The organism is bacterium (genome assembly GCA_016703265.1).
In the GTDB taxonomy this organism is placed as follows: domain Bacteria; phylum Krumholzibacteriota; class Krumholzibacteriia; order LZORAL124-64-63; family LZORAL124-64-63; genus CAINDZ01.
In genome coordinates, this window is record JADJCK010000005.1 from 327098 (window position 1) to 349533 (window position 22436).

General features: G+C 69.5%; 16 protein-coding genes and 1 pseudogene. 14 read left to right on the top strand and 3 right to left on the bottom strand.

Annotation, left to right across the window (positions count from 1 at the left end; translation table 11 throughout):
* The first annotated feature begins 251 nt into the window (after positions 1-251).
* The 3 genes from IPG61_11030 (at position 252) to IPG61_11040 (ending at position 4877) form a co-directional block, all read left to right on the top strand.
* Positions 252-1925, top strand: coding sequence for an endonuclease (locus IPG61_11030; GenBank protein ID MBK6734603.1), 1674 nt, complete (start codon positions 252-254; stop codon positions 1923-1925).
* Between the two features lie 261 nt (positions 1926-2186).
* Complete coding sequence (locus IPG61_11035) at positions 2187-2741, top strand: CHRD domain-containing protein (GenBank protein MBK6734604.1); 555 nt, start codon at positions 2187-2189, stop codon at positions 2739-2741.
* Between the two features lie 282 nt (positions 2742-3023).
* The gene (locus tag IPG61_11040; protein ID MBK6734605.1) at positions 3024-4877 is read left to right on the top strand and encodes a VCBS repeat-containing protein; all 1854 of its coding nucleotides are present in this window, start codon (positions 3024-3026) and stop codon (positions 4875-4877) included.
* Here the strand turns inward: IPG61_11040 and IPG61_11045 are convergent.
* Positions 4866-6953 (bottom strand): PD40 domain-containing protein, encoded by a 2088-nt coding sequence (locus IPG61_11045; protein MBK6734606.1) that lies wholly within the window; start codon positions 6951-6953, stop codon positions 4866-4868. The two genes, IPG61_11040 and IPG61_11045, sit on opposite strands and share 12 nt — an antisense overlap.
* Before the next feature lie 258 nt (positions 6954-7211).
* Here IPG61_11045 and IPG61_11050 point away from each other — a divergent pair, with 258 nt between their 5' ends.
* The gene (locus IPG61_11050) at positions 7212-7451 is read left to right on the top strand and encodes a hypothetical protein (protein MBK6734607.1); all 240 of its coding nucleotides are present in this window, start codon (positions 7212-7214) and stop codon (positions 7449-7451) included.
* Positions 7452-7567: 116 nt separating this feature from the next.
* Here IPG61_11050 and glgP read toward each other — a convergent pair whose 3' ends face one another.
* Positions 7568-10195 carry an alpha-glucan family phosphorylase gene (gene glgP / locus IPG61_11055; protein MBK6734608.1) on the bottom strand — a complete coding sequence of 876 codons (2628 nt, stop codon included), beginning with the start codon at positions 10193-10195 and terminating at the stop codon, positions 7568-7570.
* 171 nt (positions 10196-10366) lie between these two features.
* Between glgP and IPG61_11060 the strand changes: the two are divergent.
* Positions 10367-10891: pseudogene (locus tag IPG61_11060) on the top strand (hypothetical protein).
* A gap of 372 nt (positions 10892-11263) precedes the next feature.
* Here the strand turns inward: IPG61_11060 and IPG61_11065 are convergent.
* Entirely contained in the window at positions 11264-12931 is a 1668-nt protein-coding gene (locus tag IPG61_11065; GenBank protein MBK6734609.1) for a right-handed parallel beta-helix repeat-containing protein, read from the bottom strand.
* A gap of 369 nt (positions 12932-13300) precedes the next feature.
* On the opposite strand from IPG61_11065, the gene IPG61_11070 reads away from it, so the two are divergent.
* The 9 genes from IPG61_11070 (at position 13301) to rho (ending at position 22400) form a co-directional block, all read left to right on the top strand.
* A complete protein-coding gene (locus tag IPG61_11070) occupies positions 13301-13720 on the top strand; it encodes a hypothetical protein (protein ID MBK6734610.1) in 420 nt (139 codons plus the stop codon).
* 132 nt (positions 13721-13852) lie between these two features.
* Positions 13853-14908 carry a redox-regulated ATPase YchF gene (gene ychF, locus IPG61_11075; protein ID MBK6734611.1) on the top strand — a complete coding sequence of 352 codons (1056 nt, stop codon included), beginning with the start codon at positions 13853-13855 and terminating at the stop codon, positions 14906-14908.
* On the top strand, positions 14905-16929 hold the full coding sequence (locus IPG61_11080; GenBank protein ID MBK6734612.1) for a hypothetical protein: 2025 nt from the start codon (positions 14905-14907) through the stop codon (positions 16927-16929). The genes ychF and IPG61_11080 overlap by 4 nt, the downstream gene beginning before the upstream one ends.
* A gap of 107 nt (positions 16930-17036) precedes the next feature.
* Positions 17037-17693 carry a Spy/CpxP family protein refolding chaperone gene (locus IPG61_11085; GenBank protein ID MBK6734613.1) on the top strand — a complete coding sequence of 219 codons (657 nt, stop codon included), beginning with the start codon at positions 17037-17039 and terminating at the stop codon, positions 17691-17693.
* A 193-nt stretch (positions 17694-17886) separates the two neighbouring features.
* Entirely contained in the window at positions 17887-18282 is a 396-nt protein-coding gene (locus IPG61_11090) for an RNA polymerase sigma factor (protein ID MBK6734614.1), read from the top strand.
* A complete protein-coding gene (locus IPG61_11095; protein ID MBK6734615.1) occupies positions 18279-18785 on the top strand; it encodes a zf-HC2 domain-containing protein in 507 nt (168 codons plus the stop codon). Before IPG61_11090 ends, IPG61_11095 begins: the two co-directional genes overlap by 4 nt.
* A complete protein-coding gene (locus IPG61_11100; GenBank protein ID MBK6734616.1) occupies positions 18782-19396 on the top strand; it encodes a periplasmic heavy metal sensor in 615 nt (204 codons plus the stop codon). Before IPG61_11095 ends, IPG61_11100 begins: the two co-directional genes overlap by 4 nt.
* Positions 19397-19571: 175 nt before the next feature.
* Positions 19572-20837 (top strand): hypothetical protein, encoded by a 1266-nt coding sequence (locus IPG61_11105; protein MBK6734617.1) that lies wholly within the window; start codon positions 19572-19574, stop codon positions 20835-20837.
* A 315-nt stretch (positions 20838-21152) separates the two neighbouring features.
* Positions 21153-22400, top strand: coding sequence for a transcription termination factor Rho (gene rho / locus IPG61_11110; protein ID MBK6734618.1), 1248 nt, complete (start codon positions 21153-21155; stop codon positions 22398-22400).
* Positions 22401-22436 lie beyond the last annotated feature (36 nt).

Sequence of the window (22436 nt, forward strand, 5' to 3'; positions counted from 1 at the left end):
ACAGCATCCCGGCCCAGACCGTGTCCCCGCAGCAGAGCTACGCACTGCCGACCGTGGTGGCCGTCGCGGCCATCCAGGGAACGGGCGCCGCTTCGTCGTACCTCGGCCAGACCGTGGTCACGTCGGGCGTCGTGACGGCGGGCTTCGGCACCACGTTCACGATCCAGGACGGCGCCGGCGCGCGCAGCGGCCTGTGGGTCTCAGGTGTCGCGGCGCCCGCAACCGGCACCCTCGTCGAGGTGCGCGGTGTCGTGGCCGAGACCAGCGGCAACACGATGCTCACCACGGCCCAGGTCAACAGCTATGCGCCGGGCGTGCTGCCTGCGGCCGCCGTGCTGACCACGGGCGAAGCCATCGCCGAGGACTGGGAAGGCGTGCTCGTGCAGGTGGTGGACGCCTCCTGCACGCTGAGCGCCGCTGCGACCCCGCGCTGGGAGGTCACGAACACCGGCGGCGCCATCGCCGTCGACGACCTGGCGGTCTCGCCGAACCTGGTGCAGGGCACGCGCTACACGATCACCGGGCCCGTCAGCGGCAACAGCACAGCTGACGGCGTGGTGCCGCGCAGCGCCGCGGACATCGTCTTCGTCGGTGACACCTACGTGCCGCTGATCGTGGCGGTCGTGCCGGCCGGTACGACCAGCCTGCAGGTGAAGTTCTCCGAGCCGGTCGCCGCGGCCACGGCCAATGTGGCCGGCAACTACCTCGTGAGCGGGTGCACGGTCCTCGGTGCGGCGCTCGTCCCCGGCCAGCCCGAGACCGTGGCGCTGACCCTGACCGTGATGGGCACCGGCAGCCACACGCTCACCGTGGGCGGCGTCGCGGACCTGTACGGCAACGTCGTGAGCGGCGCGCAGGTCGTGTTCAGCTACTACGGCGGGAACATCCCGGCGGGCTATTACGCGTCGGCTGAAGGCCTGGTCGGCGCGCCGCTGCAGGCCGCCCTCGAGAGCATCATCGACGGCCACCAGTCGGTCAGCTACGACGGCCTGTGGACGGCGTTCTATACCACCGACGACAAGCCCAACGGCAAGGTCTGGGACATGTACTCGGACATCCCCGACGGCATACCGCCCTACGAGTACACGTTCGGCGTCGACCAGGGCGGCCAGGCCGGGAGCGAGGGCACCGGCTACAACCGCGAGCACTCGTGGCCGGCCAGCTGGTACGGGTCCACGTCGCCCATGTACACGGACCTGTTCATGGTCTACCCGACCGACAACGACGTGAACAACCTGCGCAGCAACTATCCGTTCGGCGAGGTCGGCGTCCCCACCGAGACGACGCTCAACGGCAGCAAGCTGGGACCGTGCGCCTACCCGGGCTACAGCGGGACCGTGTTCGAGCCCATCGATGCCTACAAGGGCGACTTCGCGCGGGCCTATTTCTACATGACCACGCGCTACTACCTGCAGGACGCCAGCTGGCCGGGCAGCCCCATGACCGACGGCGCCGTGCTGTTGCCCTGGGCCGAGGCGATGCTGCTGGAGTGGAACACCGCCGACCCGGTGAGCACGAAGGAGATCGACCGCAACGAGGCGGTGTACGCCATCCAGGGCAACCGCAATCCGTTCATCGACCGGCCCGATTTCGTGCAGAAGGTCTTCCAGCCCGAACTCAGCCCGGTGCCGCAGCCGGTCCTGACGGAGGCTGTGGTGCTGCACCAGAACGTGCCCAACCCGTTCAACCCGTCGACGGTCATCCGCTACGAGCTGACGTCGCCGGTCGAGGTGGAGCTGCAGGTGTACGACCTGGCCGGTCATCTCGTGGACACGATCTTCGCCGGACCGGAGTCGGCCGGACGCCACGAAGCCACCTGGCAGGGACGCGACGAAGCCGGCCGTTCCGTGGCCACGGGCGTGTACTTCTACCGGCTGCGCGCCGGCAGCGAAGTGCAGACGCGGCGGATGGTGTTGAGCAAGTAGCCGCAGGCTGCAACGGCGGCCGTACGTGACAATGAAGGGCCGGTCGGGCGTCCCGCGGGACGCTGCGACCGGCCCTTCGCGTTGCCCGGCAACGGCCCGCCGTGCCGTGGCGGCACCGCGACGACATGTCTATCCTGCCGCTTCGCACGCCCACATCAATGACCCCTGCCATGGCAGCGGGCCGTGTTTCCATACACTGAGTCATCCACAGGGAGGACACCCATGAAGACCAGGACCATGCGAATGAACCCGGCTGTTCACATGCTGGCGCTGGCGGCCGTACTGGCGCTCGGCGCGCCGGTCGTTGCGAACGCCGCCGTCGTCTCCTACACCGCCACGTTGAGCGGTGCTGCCGAATCGCCGCCCAACGCCTCGATGGGTACGGGCTTCGCGCAGGTCGACATTGATCCCGTCGCCCATACGATGAACGTGTTCATCACCTTTGAAGGCCTGTCGGGCGTGACCACCGCCTGCCATATCCACGGACCGACCACCGTGGCCGGCACGGGGACGGCGGGCGTCGCCACCACGACGCCGACGTTCCCCGGATTCCCGGCGGGCGTGTCGGCCGGCATGTACGACCAGCTCTTCGATACGACCCTCACCGCGAGCTTCAACGGCTCCTTCGTGGCCAACAACGGCGGCACTGCCGCGACGGCTGAGGCCGCCCTGTTCCAGGCCATCACCGACGGCAAGGCCTACGTCAACGTCCACAGCAACCTGTTCCCCGGCGGCGAGATCCGCGGCTTCCTGACCGCGGCCGCCACGCCGACCGACCTGTCCAGTTGGGGGCAGGTGAAGTCGCTCTATCGTTAAGCCGCGCTGGGGCGCGACGCGCCGTCCATCGCTGAATGTGCTGACGGCCACCTCTGGTTCACGGGGGTGGCCGTCGTCCTGATGCCGGCTGCCCACGGCTGGCAGGAACGCCCACAATGGCCTGAACAAGGCTTTGCCGGGGCCTAGACATCTTCCGCAGCATCTCTGCACCTTTCCTTCAGGCCGTGCGCAGCGGCCCTTTCGTAGGCTTGTCGCACGGGCAGGCGGCAGGCGCCGCTGGTCCCGCGACGACAACGCCACGGAAGCGGAAGGAACTCTGTCATGAAAGCGCTCGGAAATGTCGCCATGTTCGCAGCCATGTTCGCCCTGGCCTGGGTGCCCACGAGCCCGGCCGATGTCATCCAGACCGACTGGTCGGGCGGGGGCGGCCTGACGGGGCCGGTCACGGATTGGACGCGTCGATTCGATGCGGCAGCCGGCGTCTCGTGGCTGGCGGTGCCGGGTCAGGTCGCGCTTGCCTCGCAGGCCGTGGTGCCGGCCGTGCCGCACCTGCTGGCCGATGCCCAGGACGGGGCGTTCGGGATCGACGGTGTCGATATCGACGGTGACGGCGACACCGACATCGTCACCGCTTCGGAGACCAGCGGCGACCTGCTGGTCTGGATCAATGACGGCGCCGGCACGCCGACCTTCACGCCCCATCCGGTCGACGATGCGTACGGCGAAGTCGCGGCCGCCAGCGCCGCCGACCTGGACGGCGACGGCGACCTGGACCTGGTGGCCACCACCGGGGCCATCGGCAGCCGCATCACCTGCTATCTGAACGGGGGCGGCTCGCCGCCGGCGTGGACGCCGGTGAACCTCGAAACGAACTGGAGCCAGGCCTGGGAGATCGCCACCGGCGACGTGGACGGCGACGGCCACATCGACGTGATCGGCACCAACCTGACCCTGGGCGACGTTGTGTGGTGGCGCAACGACGGCAACGTGCCGATGGGTTGGACACGCCACGTCGTCGACGCGGCGGTCAATGGCGCCCACTCGGCGCGGGCCGGCGATATCGACGGCGACGGGCGGGCCGACATCCTGGCCACCGGCACCACGTCGCAGCAGGTGGCCTGGTGGCGCAACGAGGGTGGCGATCCCGTCACCTGGACCAAGTACGTGATCACCACCGGGTTCTTCGGCGGGCGTTCGGTGCGGCTGGGCGACATCGACGGTGACGGCGACCTCGACGCGCTTGCCTGCGGTTTCGATGCGCGGGTCCTGTGGTTCGCGAACCTCGGCGGCAATCCGGTGGCGTGGTCGGCGCAGTTGATCACCGGCGCCCTGGGGCAGGCGCACCAGGTCCAGCTGGCCGACATCAGCGGTGACGGGCGGCTGGACGTCGTCGTGGCGGGCTACGGCGGCAACGCCGTGGCCTGGTTCGAGAACGGCGGGGGCACCATGCCCATTGCCTGGACACGGCGCAATGTCGATACGGCCCTGCCGCGGCCGCTTGCCGTGGGCACGGGCGATGTGGACGGTGACGGCGCCCTGGAGGTGCTCGCCTCGTCCAACACCACCGATCTCTTCCGCTGGTACGACACGTCGACGTTTGTCGGCGCGGGTGAACTGACCGGGAGCATCCTCGACGCCGGCGCCGGTGGCGCGCTCACGCTGGACTGGGTCGCCGAGGTGCCTGCCGGCGCCGAGCTGCAGTTCGTCGTGCGCGGCGGCGAGGCCCCCGAGGCGCTGGGGCCGTGGTCGGCGCCCATCTCCACGCCCGGCACCCAGCTTGAACCGCTCGGGCGCTACGTGCAGTACAAGGTGCTGCTGGCCTCGGCCGACCCGGCCGTTTCACCACAGCTGTCCGAGGTGGCGGTACGCCAGTCGCTCGCGCCGGTGCCTGGAGTGGAACAGGGAATGGAGCTGGGTGTCTTTCCCAATCCGGCCAATCCGCGCGCGGTGATCACCTTCGACCTGCCGCGCGCCGACGAAGTGCGACTCGAGCTGTTCGACCTGCGGGGCAATCTCGTGCGAAGGCTGGTTGAGGGGCCGCACGCTGCGGGGCGCCATGCCGCGGCGTGGGACGGCACCGACGACGGCGGCCGCGCCGTGGCCAGCGGCAGCTACTTCGCCAGGCTGGCCACGCCGCAGGGAACGTTGCGGACGCGCGTGACCCTACTGCGCTGAGCCGCCCGGTTCGGCCACGAGCACGAGGTCGCTGCCTGACCGGGCGACGGTCGACAGCAGGACTTCGCGGCCGTCGCCCGAGACGTGGAACTCGCCTGTCGCGTTGTCGGGCAGTTGCACCTCATTGCGCACGGTGCCGGTCGCGAAGTCGCGGAAGGAAAGCCAGGCCACGGCTCCGGTCACGCGCGTGAACCAGCAGCCGTCGGCCGTCACTTCCAGGTTCTCGGTGCCCGCACCGTCGTCCTCGGGCACAGAGAGCCTGTCTTCGCGGCCGCCGGGAAGTCCGCGGAACAGGCCGGGCTCCGTTTCCCGGAAGTAGGTGAGGGTGCCGTCCGGCTGTTCGTGCAGCGAGAGGCAGCCTGGGCAGGGAACATCGACGGCGCTGGTGCCGTCGAGCCGGACGCGCCCCACCTGCCATTCGGCGCCGCGTTCTCGCGAATAGAAGATACCGTCGCCGTCGGCGGACCAGTGGCCGAGCCGGTAGTGGCCGCCGTCGGGTGTCACCTGCCTCTGCAGGCCGCTGGTCACGTCGACGACGACGATCTGCAGCCAGCCGTTTCGCGTCACGTTCACCGCCACGCGCCTGCCGTCGGGCGACCAGCGCGGCTTGCGCAGGGCGTCGCCGGCGAACGCGGACAGCTGTCGCACGGCTCCACTGTCGCGGTTCAGCAGCCACAGTTCCCGCGATCCGCTGCGCTCGGAGACGAACAGCACCGTGCGCCCATCGGGCGAGAAGCGGGCGCCGGTGTCCAGGCGGGTCGACGGCGCCACGGCCTGCGCCTGTTCCGGCGTCGCCAGGGCGCGTATCTCCAGTTCGGTGTCCAGCAGACTGTCGACGAAGACCAGTTGCCCGTCATCGCGGCCGCAATCGGGGTGCAGGGCCCGGTGTCCCTTCGTCGGCAGCAGTTCGGGCGCGCCGCCGGCCACCGGCACGCGCCACAGCTCGTAGGTGCCCCGCAGCGTGGCCGAGAGGACCAGCGACCGGCCGTCGCCGGCCCAGTCCAGGCCGCCGGTCGTCGAGAAGCCGCCCGTCAGGCGCCGCACCTCGCCGCCTGCGGACGGCATCACCAGCACTTCGCGCGACGAGCCGCGGTCGCTGCGCACGAAGGCCAGCTGGGAGCCGTCGGGCGAGAATCGCGGCCAGGTGTCGCCGCGCGAGAGGGGCTCGGGCGTGGTCACCGGTTCGATGCCGCCGTCGGCGATGCGCAGGCGCAGCAAACGCATCGGCGCCTCCTGCCCGTCCTTGGCGGAGTAGACGATCGAAGCCCCGTCCGGGGCCCAGTCGTGCCCGCCCAGTGCCCAGTGCAGCGGACCCAGTTCCTGGACGGGCCCGCCCATGGCCGGGGCCACGCACAGGCGAATTCCCTCGGCCACCTCGCGCGCGAAGGCCACCCGTTCACCGTCGGGCGACCAGGCGGGCGAGGTCTCGTCGCCGGGCTCTTCCGTCAGCGGAAAGGTCTCGCCGGTGGCCACCCGCAGCAGTTGCACCCGGAAAGTCACCGCGCCTTCCTCGCGCCGGGCAAACGCCACCAGGCTGCCGTCCGGCGATTGCGCCGGCCAGCCTTCCTCGCCCGGGAAGGACGTCAACGGGCGCTCCTGCCAGGTGACAGGGGCCGGTTCCGCCTTGCGGCCCGCATCGGGCCGGAACCACACGGCCGCCACGACGATCGCGACCGCCCCGGCCGCCACTGCCAGGGCCAGCCATCGCGACCTGCCGCCCCGGTGCCGCAGGGGGAGACCGGTGGCCATCGGCGTTTCCGGGGGCGCAGCGGCACCGGTGGCGGTCGCGGCCGGGGCCGGCCCGACGGCAGCGATCAGCCGATAGCCCTGCTTGGGGATGGTCTCGATCACCGCCGGAGCGCGCGAATTGTCGTCGAGCAGGCGGCGCAACTGCGACACGGCCTGCGTGAGCGCGTCTTCCTGCACGACGGTCCCGGCCCAGACCGCGTCCAGCAGTTCGGTCCGCGTGACGACCTCGCCGGGCCTGGACGCGAGCTGGACCAGCACGGCCATCAGGCGCGGCTCCATCGTGCGCTCGACGTCGCCGCGGCGGACCAGGTGTCGGCGCGGGATCACGTCCCAGTCGGCAATACGGAAGTTCTCGCTCAGGGTCGGGCCTCCGGGGCAGCGCGCGGTCCAGCGGGGGACGGGGGCAATGTACCAAAAGGCGCGCCGGCTGTCCTGTGCCGGCGCCGGACCGGTTCAAGTGGTGGAAGCCGATCTTCGTCCCGGGGCCGGATTCCGCTCAAGTTGCCGGGCGAACCTGCCGATATCCGTCGCGTCAGGGACCGTCCACCGCCACAAAGGCCGTCCTCTGCCGGGAGAAGTGCCGGGATGATCGCCAACGCCATCAACGCCGCCCTCGGCGGCATGCAGCGCAACCAGGACGCCTTCGCGCGCCACGCGCACCGCATCGCGAACGCCGGCACGGCGCCGGCTGAGGGAACCTCGGGGGTGAACCTGCAGGAAGAGATGGTCGGGGTGCTGGTCTCGCGCCGCGGGTGGGAAGCCAACCTGCCCGTGCTGCGCGCGGCGGACGAGATGCTCGGTTCGCTGCTTGACGTCCTGGCCTGAGGCCCGCCCGGACGCGCCAGGGGCAGTCGAAGAAAAGAACCGCCGGCAGGCGCGCCCCGAGGGGCGACTCCTGCCGGCGGTTTCGTTGACCCGGCGCTGTCGATGGACGACGGCCCTCAGTGCTGGTGCACCGTCTGGCCCGATGGTCCGTGCGTGGTCGTGGCCGGCTCACCGGTCGCATCATGCCACCAGCGGATGAGCCCGGTCTCGAACCGGTCGAGGGGGAATCCGTCCTTGCGCGGCATGACCCGCACCGAGAACCCGCGGCGTCCGGCGCGGCGACAGGGAATCTCCCCGCGGAAGACGACGGTGCCGTCCGCCGCCGGCGACCCCTGTGCGAACATGGTCGCTGTCTCGCCGGCCTCGATGTGCCCGGTCGCGTCCAGCAGGCCGTGGTACACCTCCACCAGCACCTCGTCGGCAGTGATGGTCCCGAGGCGCACCTTCGCCGTGACCGGCAGCATGGTGCCCATGGGCTGGGCCTGCAGCGGCGGCGCATCGACCCCGACGATCGACACGTTCGGCCAGTTGTCGTGCAGCCGGCGACGCCAGCGCGCCAGTTCCGTCGCCAATGCGTGGCCGTCGGCCCCCATGCGCCTCACGTTGTCGAGGCAGGGGATGTAGAAGCGCTCGGTGTACTCTTCCACCATGCGATTCGTGTTGAACTCGGCATTCACCGTGCGCATGGAGTTCTTCATGATGCGTGTCCACTCGCGGGGCACGCCGTCGACGCCGCGCTGGTAGAACGCAGGCACGATCTCGTTCTCCAGAAGGTCGTAGAGGGCCGTGCTCTCGACCTCGTCCTGGTAGCTCTGGTCGTCCAGCTCCTCGCCGGCGCCGATCGCCCAGCCGTTGTCGGTTTTGTAGCCCTCGCACCACCAGCCGTCGAGCACCGAGAGGTTGATGCCGCCGTTGGGCGGGACCTTCATGCCGCTCGTGCCGCTGGCCTCGAGCGGGCGCCGCGGGTTGTTCAGCCACACGTCCACGCCCTGCACCAGGTAGCGCGCCACCTCGATGTTGTAGTCCTCGACGAAGACGATCCGCTTGCGGAACTCCTCGCGCTCGGCCATGTGCACCAGCTGGCGGATGACTTCCTTGCCGGGGTGGTCCTTCGGGTGGGCCTTGCCGGCGAAGATCAGCTGCACCGGCCGGTCCGGGTTGTTCAGGATGCGCTTGAGGCGCTCCGGATCGCTGAGGATCAGCGCTGCGCGCTTGTACGTGGCGAAGCGCCGCGCGAAGCCGATGGTCAGGGCCTCGGGATCCAGCGCCTCGCTGGCCGCCTTGATCCAGATGCGATTGGCACCACGCCGCTTCAGCTGCCGCCGCAGGCGACCGCGCACGAAGCCGACAAGCCGTTCGCGCATGCGTTCGTGGGATCGCCACAATTCCGCGTCGGGAATCTGGTCGACGCGGTCCCACAGCGTCTTGTTCGTCGGCTCCTCGTACCAGCGGGGCCCGAGGTAGCGGTCGTAGAGCCGCGCGATCTCGGAACACAGCCAGCTGCGCGTGTGGATGCCGTTGGTCACGTGCGAGATCGGGATCTCCGATTTCGGCACATCGGGCCACACGCGCTGCCACATGTCGCGGGAGACATGGCCGTGCAGTTCGCTGACGCCGTTGGCGAACCGGCTCAGGCGCAGGGCCAGGACCGTCATGCAGAAGGTCTCGCTGTTGTTGTGCGGGTCCTGGCGCCCCAGCGCCAGCAGCCGCTCGATGCCGATACCCATCTCGTCGGCCTTGCGGGACAGGTAGGTGCGGATCAACTCGGGTGCGAAATGGTCGTTGCCCGCCGGCACCGGCGTGTGCGTGGTGAAGATGTTGCTAGCACGCACGATCTCGAACGCCGTTTCGTAGGTCAGGCCGCGCTGCTTCATCAGCAGGTTGATGCGCTCCAGGCCGAGGAATGCCGAGTGGCCTTCGTTCAGGTGGCATACCGTCGGCTCGAGACCCAGCGCAATCAGCGCGCGCAGGCCGCCGATGCCCAGCAGGATCTCCTGGCGGATGCGCATCTCCGTGTCGCCGCCGTACAGGCGTGCCGTCAGGTCGCGGTCGTCGGGCTGGTTCTCCTGCAGGTTGGTGTCCAGGAGGAACAGCGGGTTGCGGCCCACCTGCACGCGCCAGATCTGCGCGAAGATGGAGCGGCCGGGAAAATGCACCTCGATCAGCCGCGGCGCGCCGTCACGGTCACGCTCCAGCGACATCGACATGTTGAAGAAGTCGTTGACCGGGTACTCTTCCATCTGCCAGCCGTCGTGGTTCAGGTACTGGCGGAAGTAGCCGGACTGGTAGGCCAGGCCCATGCCGACCAGGGGAACGCCCAGGTCGGTCGCGGACTTCAGGTGGTCGCCGGCCAGGATGCCGAGGCCGCCCGAATAGAGCGGCAGCGACTCGTGCAGGCCGAACTCCAGCGAGAAGTAGCCGATCAGGCCTTCGCCCACGCCCTGGTGCTCGCTCTCGTACCACGTCGGGCGCGTGAGATAGCGATTGAGGTCTCCCTGCACGCGCTCGAGGTGCGCGAGGAATGCCTGGTCACGTTCGAGTTCGCGTACGCGTTGCGACGACAGCGAGCCGAGCACCGCCACCGGGTTGCCGGCGTGGTGGTCCCACTGGTCGGGATCGACGCGCCGCAACAGCGAGATGGCCTCGACGTTCCAGCTCCACCAGGCGTTGCGCGCGATGTCGAGCAACGGCTTCAGCGGTTCCGGCAGGTTGGGCGTGACGACGAACTTGCGGATCGATGGCATGGGTCGTTCTCCTGGGCGGCTTCGTCAGACGCCGAATCGGGCATCGTGGGCAGTCACATTCGCTTGTCCGACTTTGATTTCGGCGCGGACCAGCGATAATAAAGCACACAGTGGGGGTCGGCCACCAAAAGCTCTCGCGAGACGGCGCCTCTCTGAAAACAGGGAAACATGATGACCGACTGTGAATTGGCGGACTTGTGCAGGGTCCTGGAGGCTGTCCTGCCGCCTGCGGTCCTGGACGCGCGGCCGGCTGCCGCCTTCGCCGGGGTCCACCTGCGCGGTGCCGTGTCGCTGCCGGGCGTCGCCGAGGTCGCCTCAGATCCGGTCGCTCTCGACCGCCTGCTTCCGTCCATCTTCCTGCCGCCTCGCCATCGCCCGCTGCTGGTCCTGGCCGCATCGCCCGAAGGCACGCTGGCGCTGTCCCGTGCGCTGGCGGCGCGCGGCCGGTCACGCGTGACGGCCATCCCCCTGGCCGATGCCGACTGGGAGCGCCTGCCGCCGCACCTGCTCGAGCGCGGGCCCGTCGTGCGCACACTCTGGTCGCCGCCCGCCTGGCTCGTCGCGCATGCGGACCTGCTGCCCCCGCCGGCGTTGGGTCCCGCGCTTGACGTCGGTTGCGGCAGCGGTCGCGCTGCCGTCTGGCTGGCCGCACGCGGCTGGCGGGTGTCCGGACTCGACCACCAACCGGAGGCGCTTGCGCTCATGGCGCACCTGGCGGCCAGCCGCCGTGCCAGCGTGACGCCGTTGGCTGTGGACCTGCGGCGGCCCGGCGCCGTACCTGCAGGCCCGTGGGCGCTGCTGGTCAACTTCCGTTGCCTGGACCGGCCGCTGCTGGCTCGCTGTCATGAACTGGTGGCGCCGGCGGGCGTGGCCGTCGTGCGCACGTTTCGCGAGGCGCCGGGCCTGGCGCCGGACGTGAGGGCCGCCCACAGGCTGCAGCCGGGCGAACTGGCGCACGCCTTTGCCGGCGCGCGCTGGGAAGTGCTGGCCCACGAAGAGGGATTCGATGACGATGGTCGCCCGGCCGCCGGTGTCGTCGCACGGCGGCGGGCGATCACGTGAGGGATCTCACTTGAGAAGCGTCACCTTGGTGGTGACCTGCCGGCCCGGGCTGTCGACGAGGATCAGGTAGGTTCCCGAAGCCAGTTCGCGACCATTGTCCGCACGGCCGGCCCACGAGACGCTGTTGGTCCCGGCGGGGAATTCACGATCGGCCAGCCTGGCCACGACCCGCCCGTCGATGTCGTACACGCAGATGCGCACGCGCTGCGCACGACCCAGTTCGAAGCTGACCGACGTGGCCGGGTTGAACGGGTTCGGCGCCGCCACGACCTGGCTGACGCCCGGCAGATCGGGCTCGAAGTCGAGCGTCGCCTGCGCCATCAGGGTCCATTCGCCGCCGGCGAACGCCGCGTAGAGACGGAACGTGAACGGCCCCTGGCCCTGCAGCGTGGCCGCCGGATCCACGGCCGCATACTGCCCGTTGCCGTCTCTCGTGTACGCCACTTCCCAACTCAGATCGGGCGTCACGGTGCGGGCGCCGGTCAGCCGGAACTGCGGGACGATACCGAGCCCGTCCGGCAGGCTCCACGTCAGCTGCGCCTGCGGGCCGTCCCAACCAGCGTTCAGGGTGAGCGTCGACGGAAGCGGTGACCCGCAGCCGGCCGGCCAGGCGCCGAGAGTGAGCCCACCGTTGCTGTAGGGATGGCAGGGAGAAGTGTCCTGGAGATTGAACGCGACCGAGCCCGGGTCGCCGTTGACGCAGAACAGCGGGTCGCGCGACAGGTTCGAATCGCCCATGCCCTGGGGCGCCGCGGCGCCGATCCAGTTGCCGCCGGCGTTGCCGAAGAGGTTGCTCTGGAAGAGCTGCGGGCCGTAGGTGCCGCCGGAGTAGAGGCCCGCGCCTTCGTGGAACGCGACGATGGTCGCACTGATCGCTGTTGTCGCGTTGCTGCTGTAGACGCCGGCGCCCCGCCACAGGCCGCGATTGCCGACGAGGGTGCAACGCACGAGCGTGGCGCCGGAATCGGCGAAATTCGCCATGGCGCCGCCGTACCGGGCCTCGTTGCCGGTAAAGGTGCAGGCGAAGAACATCGGCTTGGAGTCGAGGTCGCTGAAGGCGCCGCCGCCGTAGCCGCGATTGCCCGACGTCACGTTGTCGACGAATACCGTCGACATGACGACCGGCGACGAATAGTCGCGGCAGGAGAGGCCCGCGCCCCAGTCGGCGCTGTTGCCTTCGAAGCGGCAGTTCTGCAGGCTGGGTGAGCCGTACAGCGTGCAGTCCATGCCGCCGCCGCCGCCGCCTGCCGTATTGCCCGTGAACACACACGCGCTGAATGTCGGGGCGGATTCGAAGACCCAGACAGCGCCGCCGTTACGGGTGGCGCTGTTGTCATGGAACACGCAATCGGTAACGACGACGGCGGCATTGTTGAAGAGGATGGCGCCGCCGCTCGCATCGTGCAGCGTTTCGCCGTCCGCACGGCCTCCGGTGAAGGTCAGGTTCCTGATCTCCGACGTCCGCGCATAGTTCTCGCAGCTGAGGATGCGCCCGGCGCCCTGCCCGTCGATGACGACTTCGGCCGCCGTGGCACCGTTGCCGGCCAGGACAACGCCCTCGGGCAGCGCCAGGCCGGATTCACGGTAGGTTCCGGGATTCACCAGCACGCGATCGCCGGCGCCAGCCCTGGTCAGGGCGGCCCGGATCGTGGAGTAGTCGCGGGGTACGATCAAGTCCGCCGCTTGCGCGGGGGGCCCGGCTGCCAGAATTCCTGCCGCCAGGAATCCGACCAGGTTGGTCAGGATCAATCTCCGCAAATCCGTCTATCCTCCGTGCGCACACCCTGAAAGCGCGTCCATGGATCCTTGCTACACCGGTGGCGGGACCGGTTCAGGGGGGTCGATGCAATATGCGGTCCGCTCGGGGCTCCAGGCAACAGGAAACCCGCTTCAATCCGTTTTCATTGCGTTAGCAATGCTGCGAAATCGCGGGCAACGTGCGCAGTGGCACGACGGTTCCTGATCTTGTATCTTGGAACGGGAACGGAATTAACCGGACGCGTCTCAAGGGGCGCCTCAAGCACCGGCGGGGCGGAATCAGGTATGGCAAAAAAGCGCATTGTTTCACTTGTCCTGGCCGGCGCGGCCCTTGCCGCAGGGTTGGGTGCGGCTGTCTACCTGACAGCCGGCGGCGCCGACAAGCTGCGGCCGCGCGATGTGCCGGTGCGCGTGGCTTTCGCCGCCCCCGCGGCCGCGGCGGACCGTCCTGCCGTGTCCCACTACGAGGCCCAGGTCCGCGATATCACGCGCGGCGATGAAGAGCTGGTCAAGCCGCTCGAGTTCACGCTTGCGAGCGGTCCGGTCGACTCGCACGTCGTGTGGCTGATGCTCGACTACTACCACTCCTACCTGGTGCGCGTGCGCGGTGTCGCGGCCGGCGGCGCCACCGGGCTGTGGTCGGACTGGTCGGACCCGCACGAGAACAGTTCGCCCTGGGAAACCCCCGAGCCGCCCGGCGATTGAGCGGCGCCAGGGGCAGGCAGGACACATGTGATTTGGCCCCGCGTGCCGCGGGGCCTATTCTTTGGCCGGCGGCGGCGGACACTTTCACGGGCACTTCCGTCGCCCGCGCACCCCATTCCCGGAGCGGACGCTGTGCAGGTCGGGCTGATCGGACTGAAATTCACGGGCAAGACCACGCTTCACAACGTGATCACCGGCGGCAATCGTGCGACCGGCCAGGGTGGGGTCGACCCGCACCTGGCGGTGGGCCGCGTGCCCGACGACCGCCTCGAGCGCCTGACGGCGATGTTCAACCCCAAGCGCACCGTGTACGCGAGCATTTCGTGGGTCGACATCCCCGGCTTTGCCGGCGGCGCCGGCGCCGACGGCGCGCACGAAGCCGTTCGCTTCCTGGAGCACGGTCGCAAGGTGGACGCGCTGGCCCAGGTCGTCCGCTGTTTCGACGGCGGCTATGGTGCTCCCGACCCGCTCGGTGAACTGGAGACCCTGGCCCTGGAACTGACGTTTGCCGACCTGCAGATCGTGGAAAACCGGCTGGAGCGCCTGACCAAGGAAAAGGCCCGCCTGGGCAAGGTGGCCAACCCGCTCGAGCCGCCGCTGATGGAGCGCTTCCGGGAACAGCTTGAAGCCGGCCGCCCGCTGCGCGAACTGACGTTGTCGCCGGACGAGGCGAAGCTTTCGGTCGGGTATGCGTTCCTGACCAGCAAGCCGATGATCATCGTCCTCAACCTCGAGGAAGGCGTGGCGGCCGACGCCGCGCTGCTGGAAGCAGCCTCCCGCGCCGGGGCCGAGGTCGTGTCGCTCAGCGCGCGCGTGGAGGCCGAACTGGGCGAGTTGTCCGACGAGGAAGCCGCCGAGTTCCTGGCCGCCCTCGGCGTGGCCGAGCCTGCGGTGGGCCGCATGATCCGCGCGGCCTACGGTGCGCTCGAACTGCAGAGCTTCTTCACCGTGGGGCCTGACGAGTGCCGCGCCTGGACCGTGCGCCGCGGCTCTGCCGCCCCGGTGGCCGCCGGCGTCATCCATTCCGACCTTCAGCGCGGTTTCATCCGCGCCGAGGTGACCGCCTACGATGACCTCATCGCGGCCGGCGACATGGCCGCGGCCAAGGCGGCCAACAAGGTCCGCCTGGAAGGCAAGGCCTACGTGGTGCAGGACGGCGACATCCTCGAAATCAGGTTCAGCGTGTGAGCGCGCGCCGCGGCCCTGCCCTTCCGGCAGCCGACCCCGGCTGCCATGGGCCCAGGCGCACGTGGCCGGCCCTTGGCGTGGCGCTGGCGCTCGTTGCCGCGTTCTGGACCTTCTACTTCCCTCAGGCCGAGCGCTCGGTGTTCGGACGTGTACCCATCCTCGACGAGATCTACTACCTGGAGCGCGCCGCCACGGCGCCGGATGCGCGCGAACCCCACTACATGTCGCCGCTGTACCCGCAGCTCATCGACCTGGCCGGCAGTGCGACCGAAGCGCCGGGAACGCGCACCTTCACTCCGGATCGGCTGCGCGGCATCCGGTTCGTCCAGTTGGCGTGCTGGCTCGGCATTGTCGCACTGCTGCGCCTGATGGCCGGTCGCTGGCTGGCGCCGGTGGCCGGCCCGGGGTGGCGCCGCACGCTGGTGACCTGGCTGCCGGCGGCCCTGTTCGCCCTCTACCGCCCGGCCGCCGTGTACGTGATGACGGTGCTGCTCGATGTGCCGCTCGCTTTCCTGGTGACGGCGTTCCTGGCGTTGGCGACAACGGCTGCCGTACCCCCGACCACCGCGTCCGGGGCCTGGCGCGCTCCGGTGCGGGCCGCCCTGCTGGGGGTGGTGGTCGGACTGGCGACGCTGTTGCGCGGCACCTCCCTGCTGCTGTTGCCGGTGGGCATGCTGGCGGCCGCCTGGCCGCCCGGTCCGCGGGCGCGACGGGCGCTCATGGCCCTGGTCGTGGCGGCGGCCGCGGCCGCGGCGATGGCCCCGGCCGTGGCGCACAACTCGCGCGCCGCCGGGCGCCTGGTCGGACCCGCGCTCAACGGCGGCGTGAACCTCTACATCGGCAACGGGCCCGAGGCGAACGGATTCTATGTGGCGGTCGTGCCGGGCTCGTGGCTGCTGGATCCGGCCGGCCGTGCTTTCCTGGCCGAGCGCTTCGACAAGCCGGCCATCACCCTGGTGCAGGCCGACAGTCTGTGGGCCGACGCGGCGCTGGCCTCGGTCCGCGAAAAGCCACTGCGTGCGGCAGGATTGTGGTTGAAGAAGGTCTGGCTGCACCTGCAGGGCTGGGAGATCGACCAGTTGACGACCATCGGCGGCTGGACGCGCGCGGCCCCGGCGCTCCGCACGCTGCCGGTGCCGTATGCCTTGCTGGTCGTGCTCGGGCTGGCGGGACTGGCCGCCTCGTGGCGCCTGCCGGCGGCGCGCTGGTGGTCGTTCACGCTGCTGGCGCTGCTGGCGGTGCAGAGCGTGTTCTTCGTCGTCTCGCGCTATCGACTGGCGCTGGTGCCCGCCCTGGCCCTGCTGGCCGGACTGGCCGCGGCGCGACTGCTTGCGCTGGACCGCGTGTCGCTGCGTCGGCAGCGCTGGCCCCTGGCGGCGGCCGCGGCCCTGTTGCTGGTGATCCCCTGGGGCTTGGGCGACATCCGTCGCGACTGGCGGGCGCTGGCGGCCGCGAACGAAGCCCTGCGCTGGGCGGAGGTCGGCGTCGCCGACCGCGATGAGGCGGCGCTGGCGCGAGCCGAGACGCTCTACCGGCAGGCCGTCGATGGTCACGCCGGCGGCCCGGCGCCGTGGCTGGGACTGGCGATGGTCCTCAAGGAGCGCGGCGAAGCGGCCGCCGCCGAGCAGGTGCTGGTTGAGGGTGCCGCGGCCACCTCGCAGAACCTCGACCTGCTCAAGATGGTGATTCGCCTGCAGCTGGAGCAGAAGCGGCGCGATGACGCCTTCCCCCGCGTGCTGGCGGCGTTGCGCGACCATCCCCGCGATGCCGACCTGCTGCACCTGGCTGCGGTGTTGAACGAGCAGGCCGGACGCCGCGAACCGGCGCTGGCCGCGGCCCGCGACTTCCGTCGCCACCATCCGCGCAACCCGCAGGCGTACGTCGACCTGGGCATCCTGCTGGCCCGCGGCGGCGAACTGGCTGCGGCCGAGGCCGTGTTCCGCGAGGGGCTGCTGGTGGCGCCGGGCCACGCCGACCTGACGGCAAACCTGGCCCGTGTTGTCGAGGATCGCGCGCGTTGACCGCTGGAAACGCCGACCAGGCGCGTTAGGCTGCTCGCATGCATTGATCCCGGCGATCCAGACACTCACGCCCCCCCGGGGGGCGGCAACCTCCAGAGGCAGGAACCATGAACACGAATCCCATCACCGCCCGCCGTCTTGGCCTGGCGGCCATCCTGGCGATCCTGGCCCTGGGCGCAGGCCCTGTCCCGGCCCAGCACGACGAATCGCAAGACCGCGACGCGATGCCTGCGATCGCCGCCGACGATGATGATGACTTCGGCCCCGGCGGCGGCCGCTTCGAGGGACGCATGGGCCGCCGGCTCGGCCTGACGGAAGGGCAGCAGGATGCCGTCGCGAAGATCCACGAGGCCGGCCGCGCGCGCGACCTGCCGCTCCGCAAGCAGCTGCGCCAGCTGCGGCACGACCTGAAGGGCGAGATGATGAAGGATGAGCCCTCGGAGAAGGCCGCCCTCGCGATCGTGTCCCGCCTGGGTGACGTGCGCACGAAGCTGCAGTCCGGCCGGCTGTCCGATCGCCTGGCGGTCCGCGCACTGTTGACCGAGGAACAGCGTGAGCGCCTGCCGCAGTGGGGCCTCGAAGGCGAACGCGGCGGCCGCGGCGAGCGCGGTGGCCCGCGCGCCGGGCACATGCGCGGTGGACGCGGTGGACGCGGTGGGCCCGGCTGCGAGGCGCCGGCATGCGACGGCAATGGTCCCGGCCGTGGCGGCCCGGGACAGGGTCCGCGCGGACCGCGCTGGCACCAGGAACGGGACGCGGACTGACGAAAGGCCGTGAACGGCGTGTCGGAACAGCGGCCGCAGTGGGATGATGACGAGCTCATGGCCCGCACGGCGGCGGGAGAGGAGGCGGCCTTCCGCCTCCTCGTCGACCGCTGGCAGCGCGATGTGCTCGCGTTCCTCATCCACATGACCGGCTCGCGCGACGACGCGGGAGGACCTGGCCCAGGAGACGTTCGTGCGCGTGTTCCGGCAGGCGGGAAACTATCGCGCCGAAGGTCGCTTCCGGAGCTGGCTGTTGCGCATTGCCGGCAACCTGGCACGCAGCCGGCACCGCCGTCGGCGACTGTTGAAATGGCTGCCGCTGGACACGGAAAAGCACGACGTGGCCTCGTCGCTGCCGTCGGCCGACCGCGGCATCGAAGCCGAACAGACGGCGCAGGTGGTGCGGGCGGCCATCGCCAGGCTGCCCGAGAGGCAGCGCCAGGCGCTGGTGCTGCACCGGTTCCAGGGCTTGCGCTACGCGGAAGTGGCCGACGCCATGGGAACCTCCCTGCCCGGGGTGGAATCGCTGATCCAGAGAGCGTTGGCCGGGCTGCGGACCGACCTGGCGCGAAGGGGAGAGACACCATGAAGCACGTGACCGACAGATTGGCCGCCTGGCTGGGCGGCGAACTGGAGGCGGCCGAAGCCGCGACGCTGGCGGCGCACCTGGAGGTCTGCGCGGACTGCCGTCGCGAGGCGGCGGAAGCCCGTGCGGACTGGGCGCTGCTCGAAGTGGCGGCCGTATCGGCTGCGGAGGCTGGACCGGGAAGGGTACCTGCCATCTGGCCGGCCGTTCGCGCGCGCACCTTCGGACGCGACACCGCGGGCTGGTTCTTCGGGCGCAGTCCCGCCACCCGCATGTCGCTGGCCGTGGCAACGGTTGCCATCGGCGTGCTGTGCGGCCGCCTGACCGGCAGCCTGTCCGGACCCGCGAAGGCGGTGGCCGACGATGACAGCGGCCTCGCTGCCGTCTGGCTCGAGGAATCCTCATGGCACGACGAAAGCAGCGGCGGCCTGGCCGACACCTGGCTAGCCCTGGCCGGAACCGACGATGTGCAGGCAAGCGCCGAGGCGCAGGGAGGTACCAAATGAACCGGCTGCTGCGCCTGTTCCTGCTCGTTTCGCTGGGCCTGAACCTGGGCCTGGGCTGGGTCGTGCTTAAGAACCTCCGCGAACCCGAACGGCGCCTGCCCGCTTCCGGGCGGGCGTGGCGCGAACGGCCGGCCCCCGACGATTCGGCGGCCTGGCGGCGCATGATGCACCATCGTTTGGAACGACTGTCGACCGTGCTGGACCTGGAGCCTGCGCAGGCCGAACGGCTCCAGCAGCTCCAGGTCGCCAACGGACCGGTGGTGCGCGAGCATCGCGAACGGATCGAAACCGCTCGCCTGCGCGTTCGCGAAGCGGCTGACGCCGGCGGTTTCGACACTGAGGGTGTGCGGTCCGCGCTGGTCGGGCTGCGTCACGCCCAGGCCGAACTCGATTCTCTCGCCCAGGAATTCCTCATGCAGGAGTTCGCGGTGATGACCCCGCCGCAGCGGGCGCGCTACCTGGAACTGCTGCCGCTCGATCCCTGGCGCTCGGGCCGCCCCGGCGGGCCGGGAGGGCCCGGGGGGCAGAGAGGGCCCGAAGGACCCGGCGACCTGGACGGCGAAGACGGCGGGCCCGGCGGTGAACGTGGACACCGGCGCCGGGGGGAATAAAGCGGTTGACAGCCGGTTGGCAGGTTTCATATCTATTACCAACGAATAAGGCCGCTTCTGCGCGCCTCGGCGGCCCGGCGCCTCCAGCCGCCGCGGCCCGTATCCCCACCTCCGCCAGGGCCCATCACACTCAGGATCCTGGCCGCTGCTCAGACATTCCCGAGGGGGAACCGCCTTGATGACCGGAACCGAACTGTCCCGCACGGTCTCGAGCGCACGGCCTGCCGCGCGCGTCCTGCTGCTCACGGGTCTTGTGGTCGCGATGGCGCTCGGCGGTCTTGCCGGTTGCCGATCGGCCCACACGACGAGTGCGATCCTGTACATCGACGAGCAGAACTACGACAAGGCCGTCAAGGTCATCCACGAGGGCTTCGAGTTCACGCAGGATGAACCCGACGCCTTCTACTACCTGGGCGAGGCGCACAGCCACCTGGCCGAGGAAGCCGTGTCCAAGGACGACTTCCCCGAGGCGCTGAAGAACTACGATCTGGCCTACAAGTCGTATCGCCGCGCGGTCGAGTTGAATGCGGAGGAGTGGACCGAGCAGGTGACGACCTCGCTGAACTACAACTACACGCAGCGCCTGCGCCAGGCCAAGGTCGACTGGGACGGCAAGTACTATGAGCAGGCCGAGGGGCACATGCGGCTGGCCTACGCCGCCCTGCCCGACTCCCTGACACCGGTCAAGAGCATCGCCCGCATGAAGATCCAGATGGCCGAATCCGGCGAGTTCGAGGAACAGAAGACGGCGCTGCTGGACGAGGCCCTCACGCTGCTGGACCAGGTCCTGGTCGCGAACCCGAGCGCCTATTCGCTGCAGCTGGACAAGGCCTACGTGCTGGCCACGCTGGGCCGCACCGAGGACGCCGCCCGTATCTACACGGACCTGCTGGCGGCGCACGGTGAGGAAACCGGCCTGCTGCTGCAGGTGGCCAGCCTGGCCGTCGACCAGCAGGACTACGCGCGCGCGGCCGATTTCTATGTCAGAATCGTGGATCTGTTCGAGAAGGACACGGACGCCGCCAACGACGGCGACAACATCGCCATGTTGACCAGCGCCGGTACCTGGTACGCACGGGCGGACATCGGGCGCTTCGACGACGCGATCTCGGCCCTCGACCGGGCAGCCAATCTCGAGACCTTCCCGACCGACGGGACCATGCTCGCCCGCCTGCGCACCTACTACAACTACGGCAAGTTCACGAAGGACGAGGCGACGGCCGAAGTCGATCCTGTGCGCAAGCAGGAGCTGACCGATAAGGCGAATGCGATGTTCCGGCGCGCCGTCGAGATCGGCGGCGCCATGACCAACCAGTTCGTCGCCAACCCGCAGGGCTTCCTGTACCTGAGCATGGCGCAGCTCGAACTGGGCGATTTCACGGCGTCAGAGACCAACTTCAAGACTTACGAGCAGCTCCTGTCGGGGGGCTCGCCTCAGTAGTTGGCGAGGCGGCGCCCGGCCCCTGAGGCCGGGCGCCGGCCACGCGGCAGAATGGATTTTTCACTTTCAGGCCCGGATCGTGCTATGATGGGGTGGCCCAAGAGCACATCTGCCTGACCGGGCCCATGGCCCACATCCTGGAACCCAGAGGATTCTTCACGCCCGAAGCGGGTCTTCATACCCGAAGCGGGTCCTTCAGGCCCGAAGCAGGGGCCGGCCCGCGCGCCATCAGGCACGCCGGGTCCGGGGCTGACCGCATCGCCGCACGCCGTCCCGCTTCCACACCGTCGCGAACCGTCCGGTTCGAGGAGAGACATGGATATCAAGGAATTGCAGGAGATGAACATCCACGAGCTCGTGGAAGTGGCCCGTGGCATGAACATCGAGGCGCTCAGCACGCTGCGCAAGAGCGAGTTGATCTTCAAGATCCTCGAGGGACAGACCGAGAAGAACGGCCTGATCTACGCCGAGGGCGTCCTGCAGGTTCTGGCGGAGGGCTACGGGTTCCTGCGATCGGCGAAGTACAACTACCTGCCCGGTCCGGACGATATCTACCTGTCGCCGTCACAGATCAAGAAATTCGACCTGAAGACCGGCGATACCATCAGCGGCCAGGTGCGGCCGCCGAAGGACAACGAGCGCTATTTCGCGTTGCTGAAGGTCGAGTCGGTCAACTACAAGGACCCGGACAAGGCCAAGAAGGTCACGCTCTTCGACAACCTGACTCCGCTGTACCCGGAGCAGATGCTGAACCTCGAGCACGACCCCAAGAACATGACCACGCGCCTGATCAACCTGATGGCGCCCATCGGCAAGGGGCAGCGCGGGCTCATCGTGTCGCCGCCGCGCGCCGGCAAGACCGTCATCCTGCAGAAGATCGCCAACGCCATCACGACCAATCATCCCGAGGTGCACCTGATCGTCCTGCTGATCGACGAGCGCCCGGAAGAGGTCACGGACATGGCCCGCTCGGTGAAGGGCGAGGTCGTCAGTTCGACCTTCGACGAGCCCGCCGAGCGCCACGTCCAGGTGGCCAACATGGTGCTGGCGAAGTCGCGTCGGCTGGTCGAGAACGGGATGGACGTGGTGATCCTGCTGGACTCGATCACCCGCCTGGCGCGCGCCCACAACGCCGTGGTGCCCCACTCGGGCAAGATCCTTTCGGGCGGCGTGGACTCGAACGCCCTGCAGAAGCCCAAGCGCTTCTTCGGCGCGGCGCGCAACATCGAGGACGGCGGCTCGCTGACCATCATCGCCACGGCCCTGATCGAGACCGGCAGCCGCATGGACGAGGTCATCTTCGAGGAGTTCAAGGGCACCGGCAACATGGAGCTGGTCCTGGATCGGAAGATCGCCGACCGGCGCGTCTACCCCGCCGTGGACATCTTCAAGTCGGGCACCCGCAAGGAAGACCTGCTCCTGGACCCGAAGGACCTGGCCAAGATCTGGGTCCTGCGGAAATACCTGTCGGACTACAATCCGACCGAGGCCATGGAGTTCCTGATCGATAAGTTGAGCAAAACCAAGGACAACCAGCAATTCCTGGGCGCCATGAACGCCTGATTCCGCCTTTTCAGGGCCCCCGGGAAACCCCGGGGG

Coding starts and splice junctions, on each gene's coding strand:
- IPG61_11035 (MBK6734604.1), top strand. CDS start 2,187: ATGCTGGCGCTGGCGGCCGTACTGGCGCTCGGCGCGCCGGTCGTTGCG.
- IPG61_11040 (MBK6734605.1), top strand. CDS start 3,024: ATGAAAGCGCTCGGAAATGTCGCCATGTTCGCAGCCATGTTCGCCCTG.
- IPG61_11050 (MBK6734607.1), top strand. CDS start 7,212: ATGATCGCCAACGCCATCAACGCCGCCCTCGGCGGCATGCAGCGCAAC.
- glgP (MBK6734608.1), bottom strand. CDS start 10,195: ATGCCATCGATCCGCAAGTTCGTCGTCACGCCCAACCTGCCGGAACCG.
- IPG61_11070 (MBK6734610.1), top strand. CDS start 13,301: ATGGCAAAAAAGCGCATTGTTTCACTTGTCCTGGCCGGCGCGGCCCTT.
- IPG61_11085 (MBK6734613.1), top strand. CDS start 17,037: ATGAACACGAATCCCATCACCGCCCGCCGTCTTGGCCTGGCGGCCATC.
- IPG61_11095 (MBK6734615.1), top strand. CDS start 18,279: ATGAAGCACGTGACCGACAGATTGGCCGCCTGGCTGGGCGGCGAACTG.
- IPG61_11100 (MBK6734616.1), top strand. CDS start 18,782: ATGAACCGGCTGCTGCGCCTGTTCCTGCTCGTTTCGCTGGGCCTGAAC.
- rho (MBK6734618.1), top strand. CDS start 21,153: ATGGATATCAAGGAATTGCAGGAGATGAACATCCACGAGCTCGTGGAA.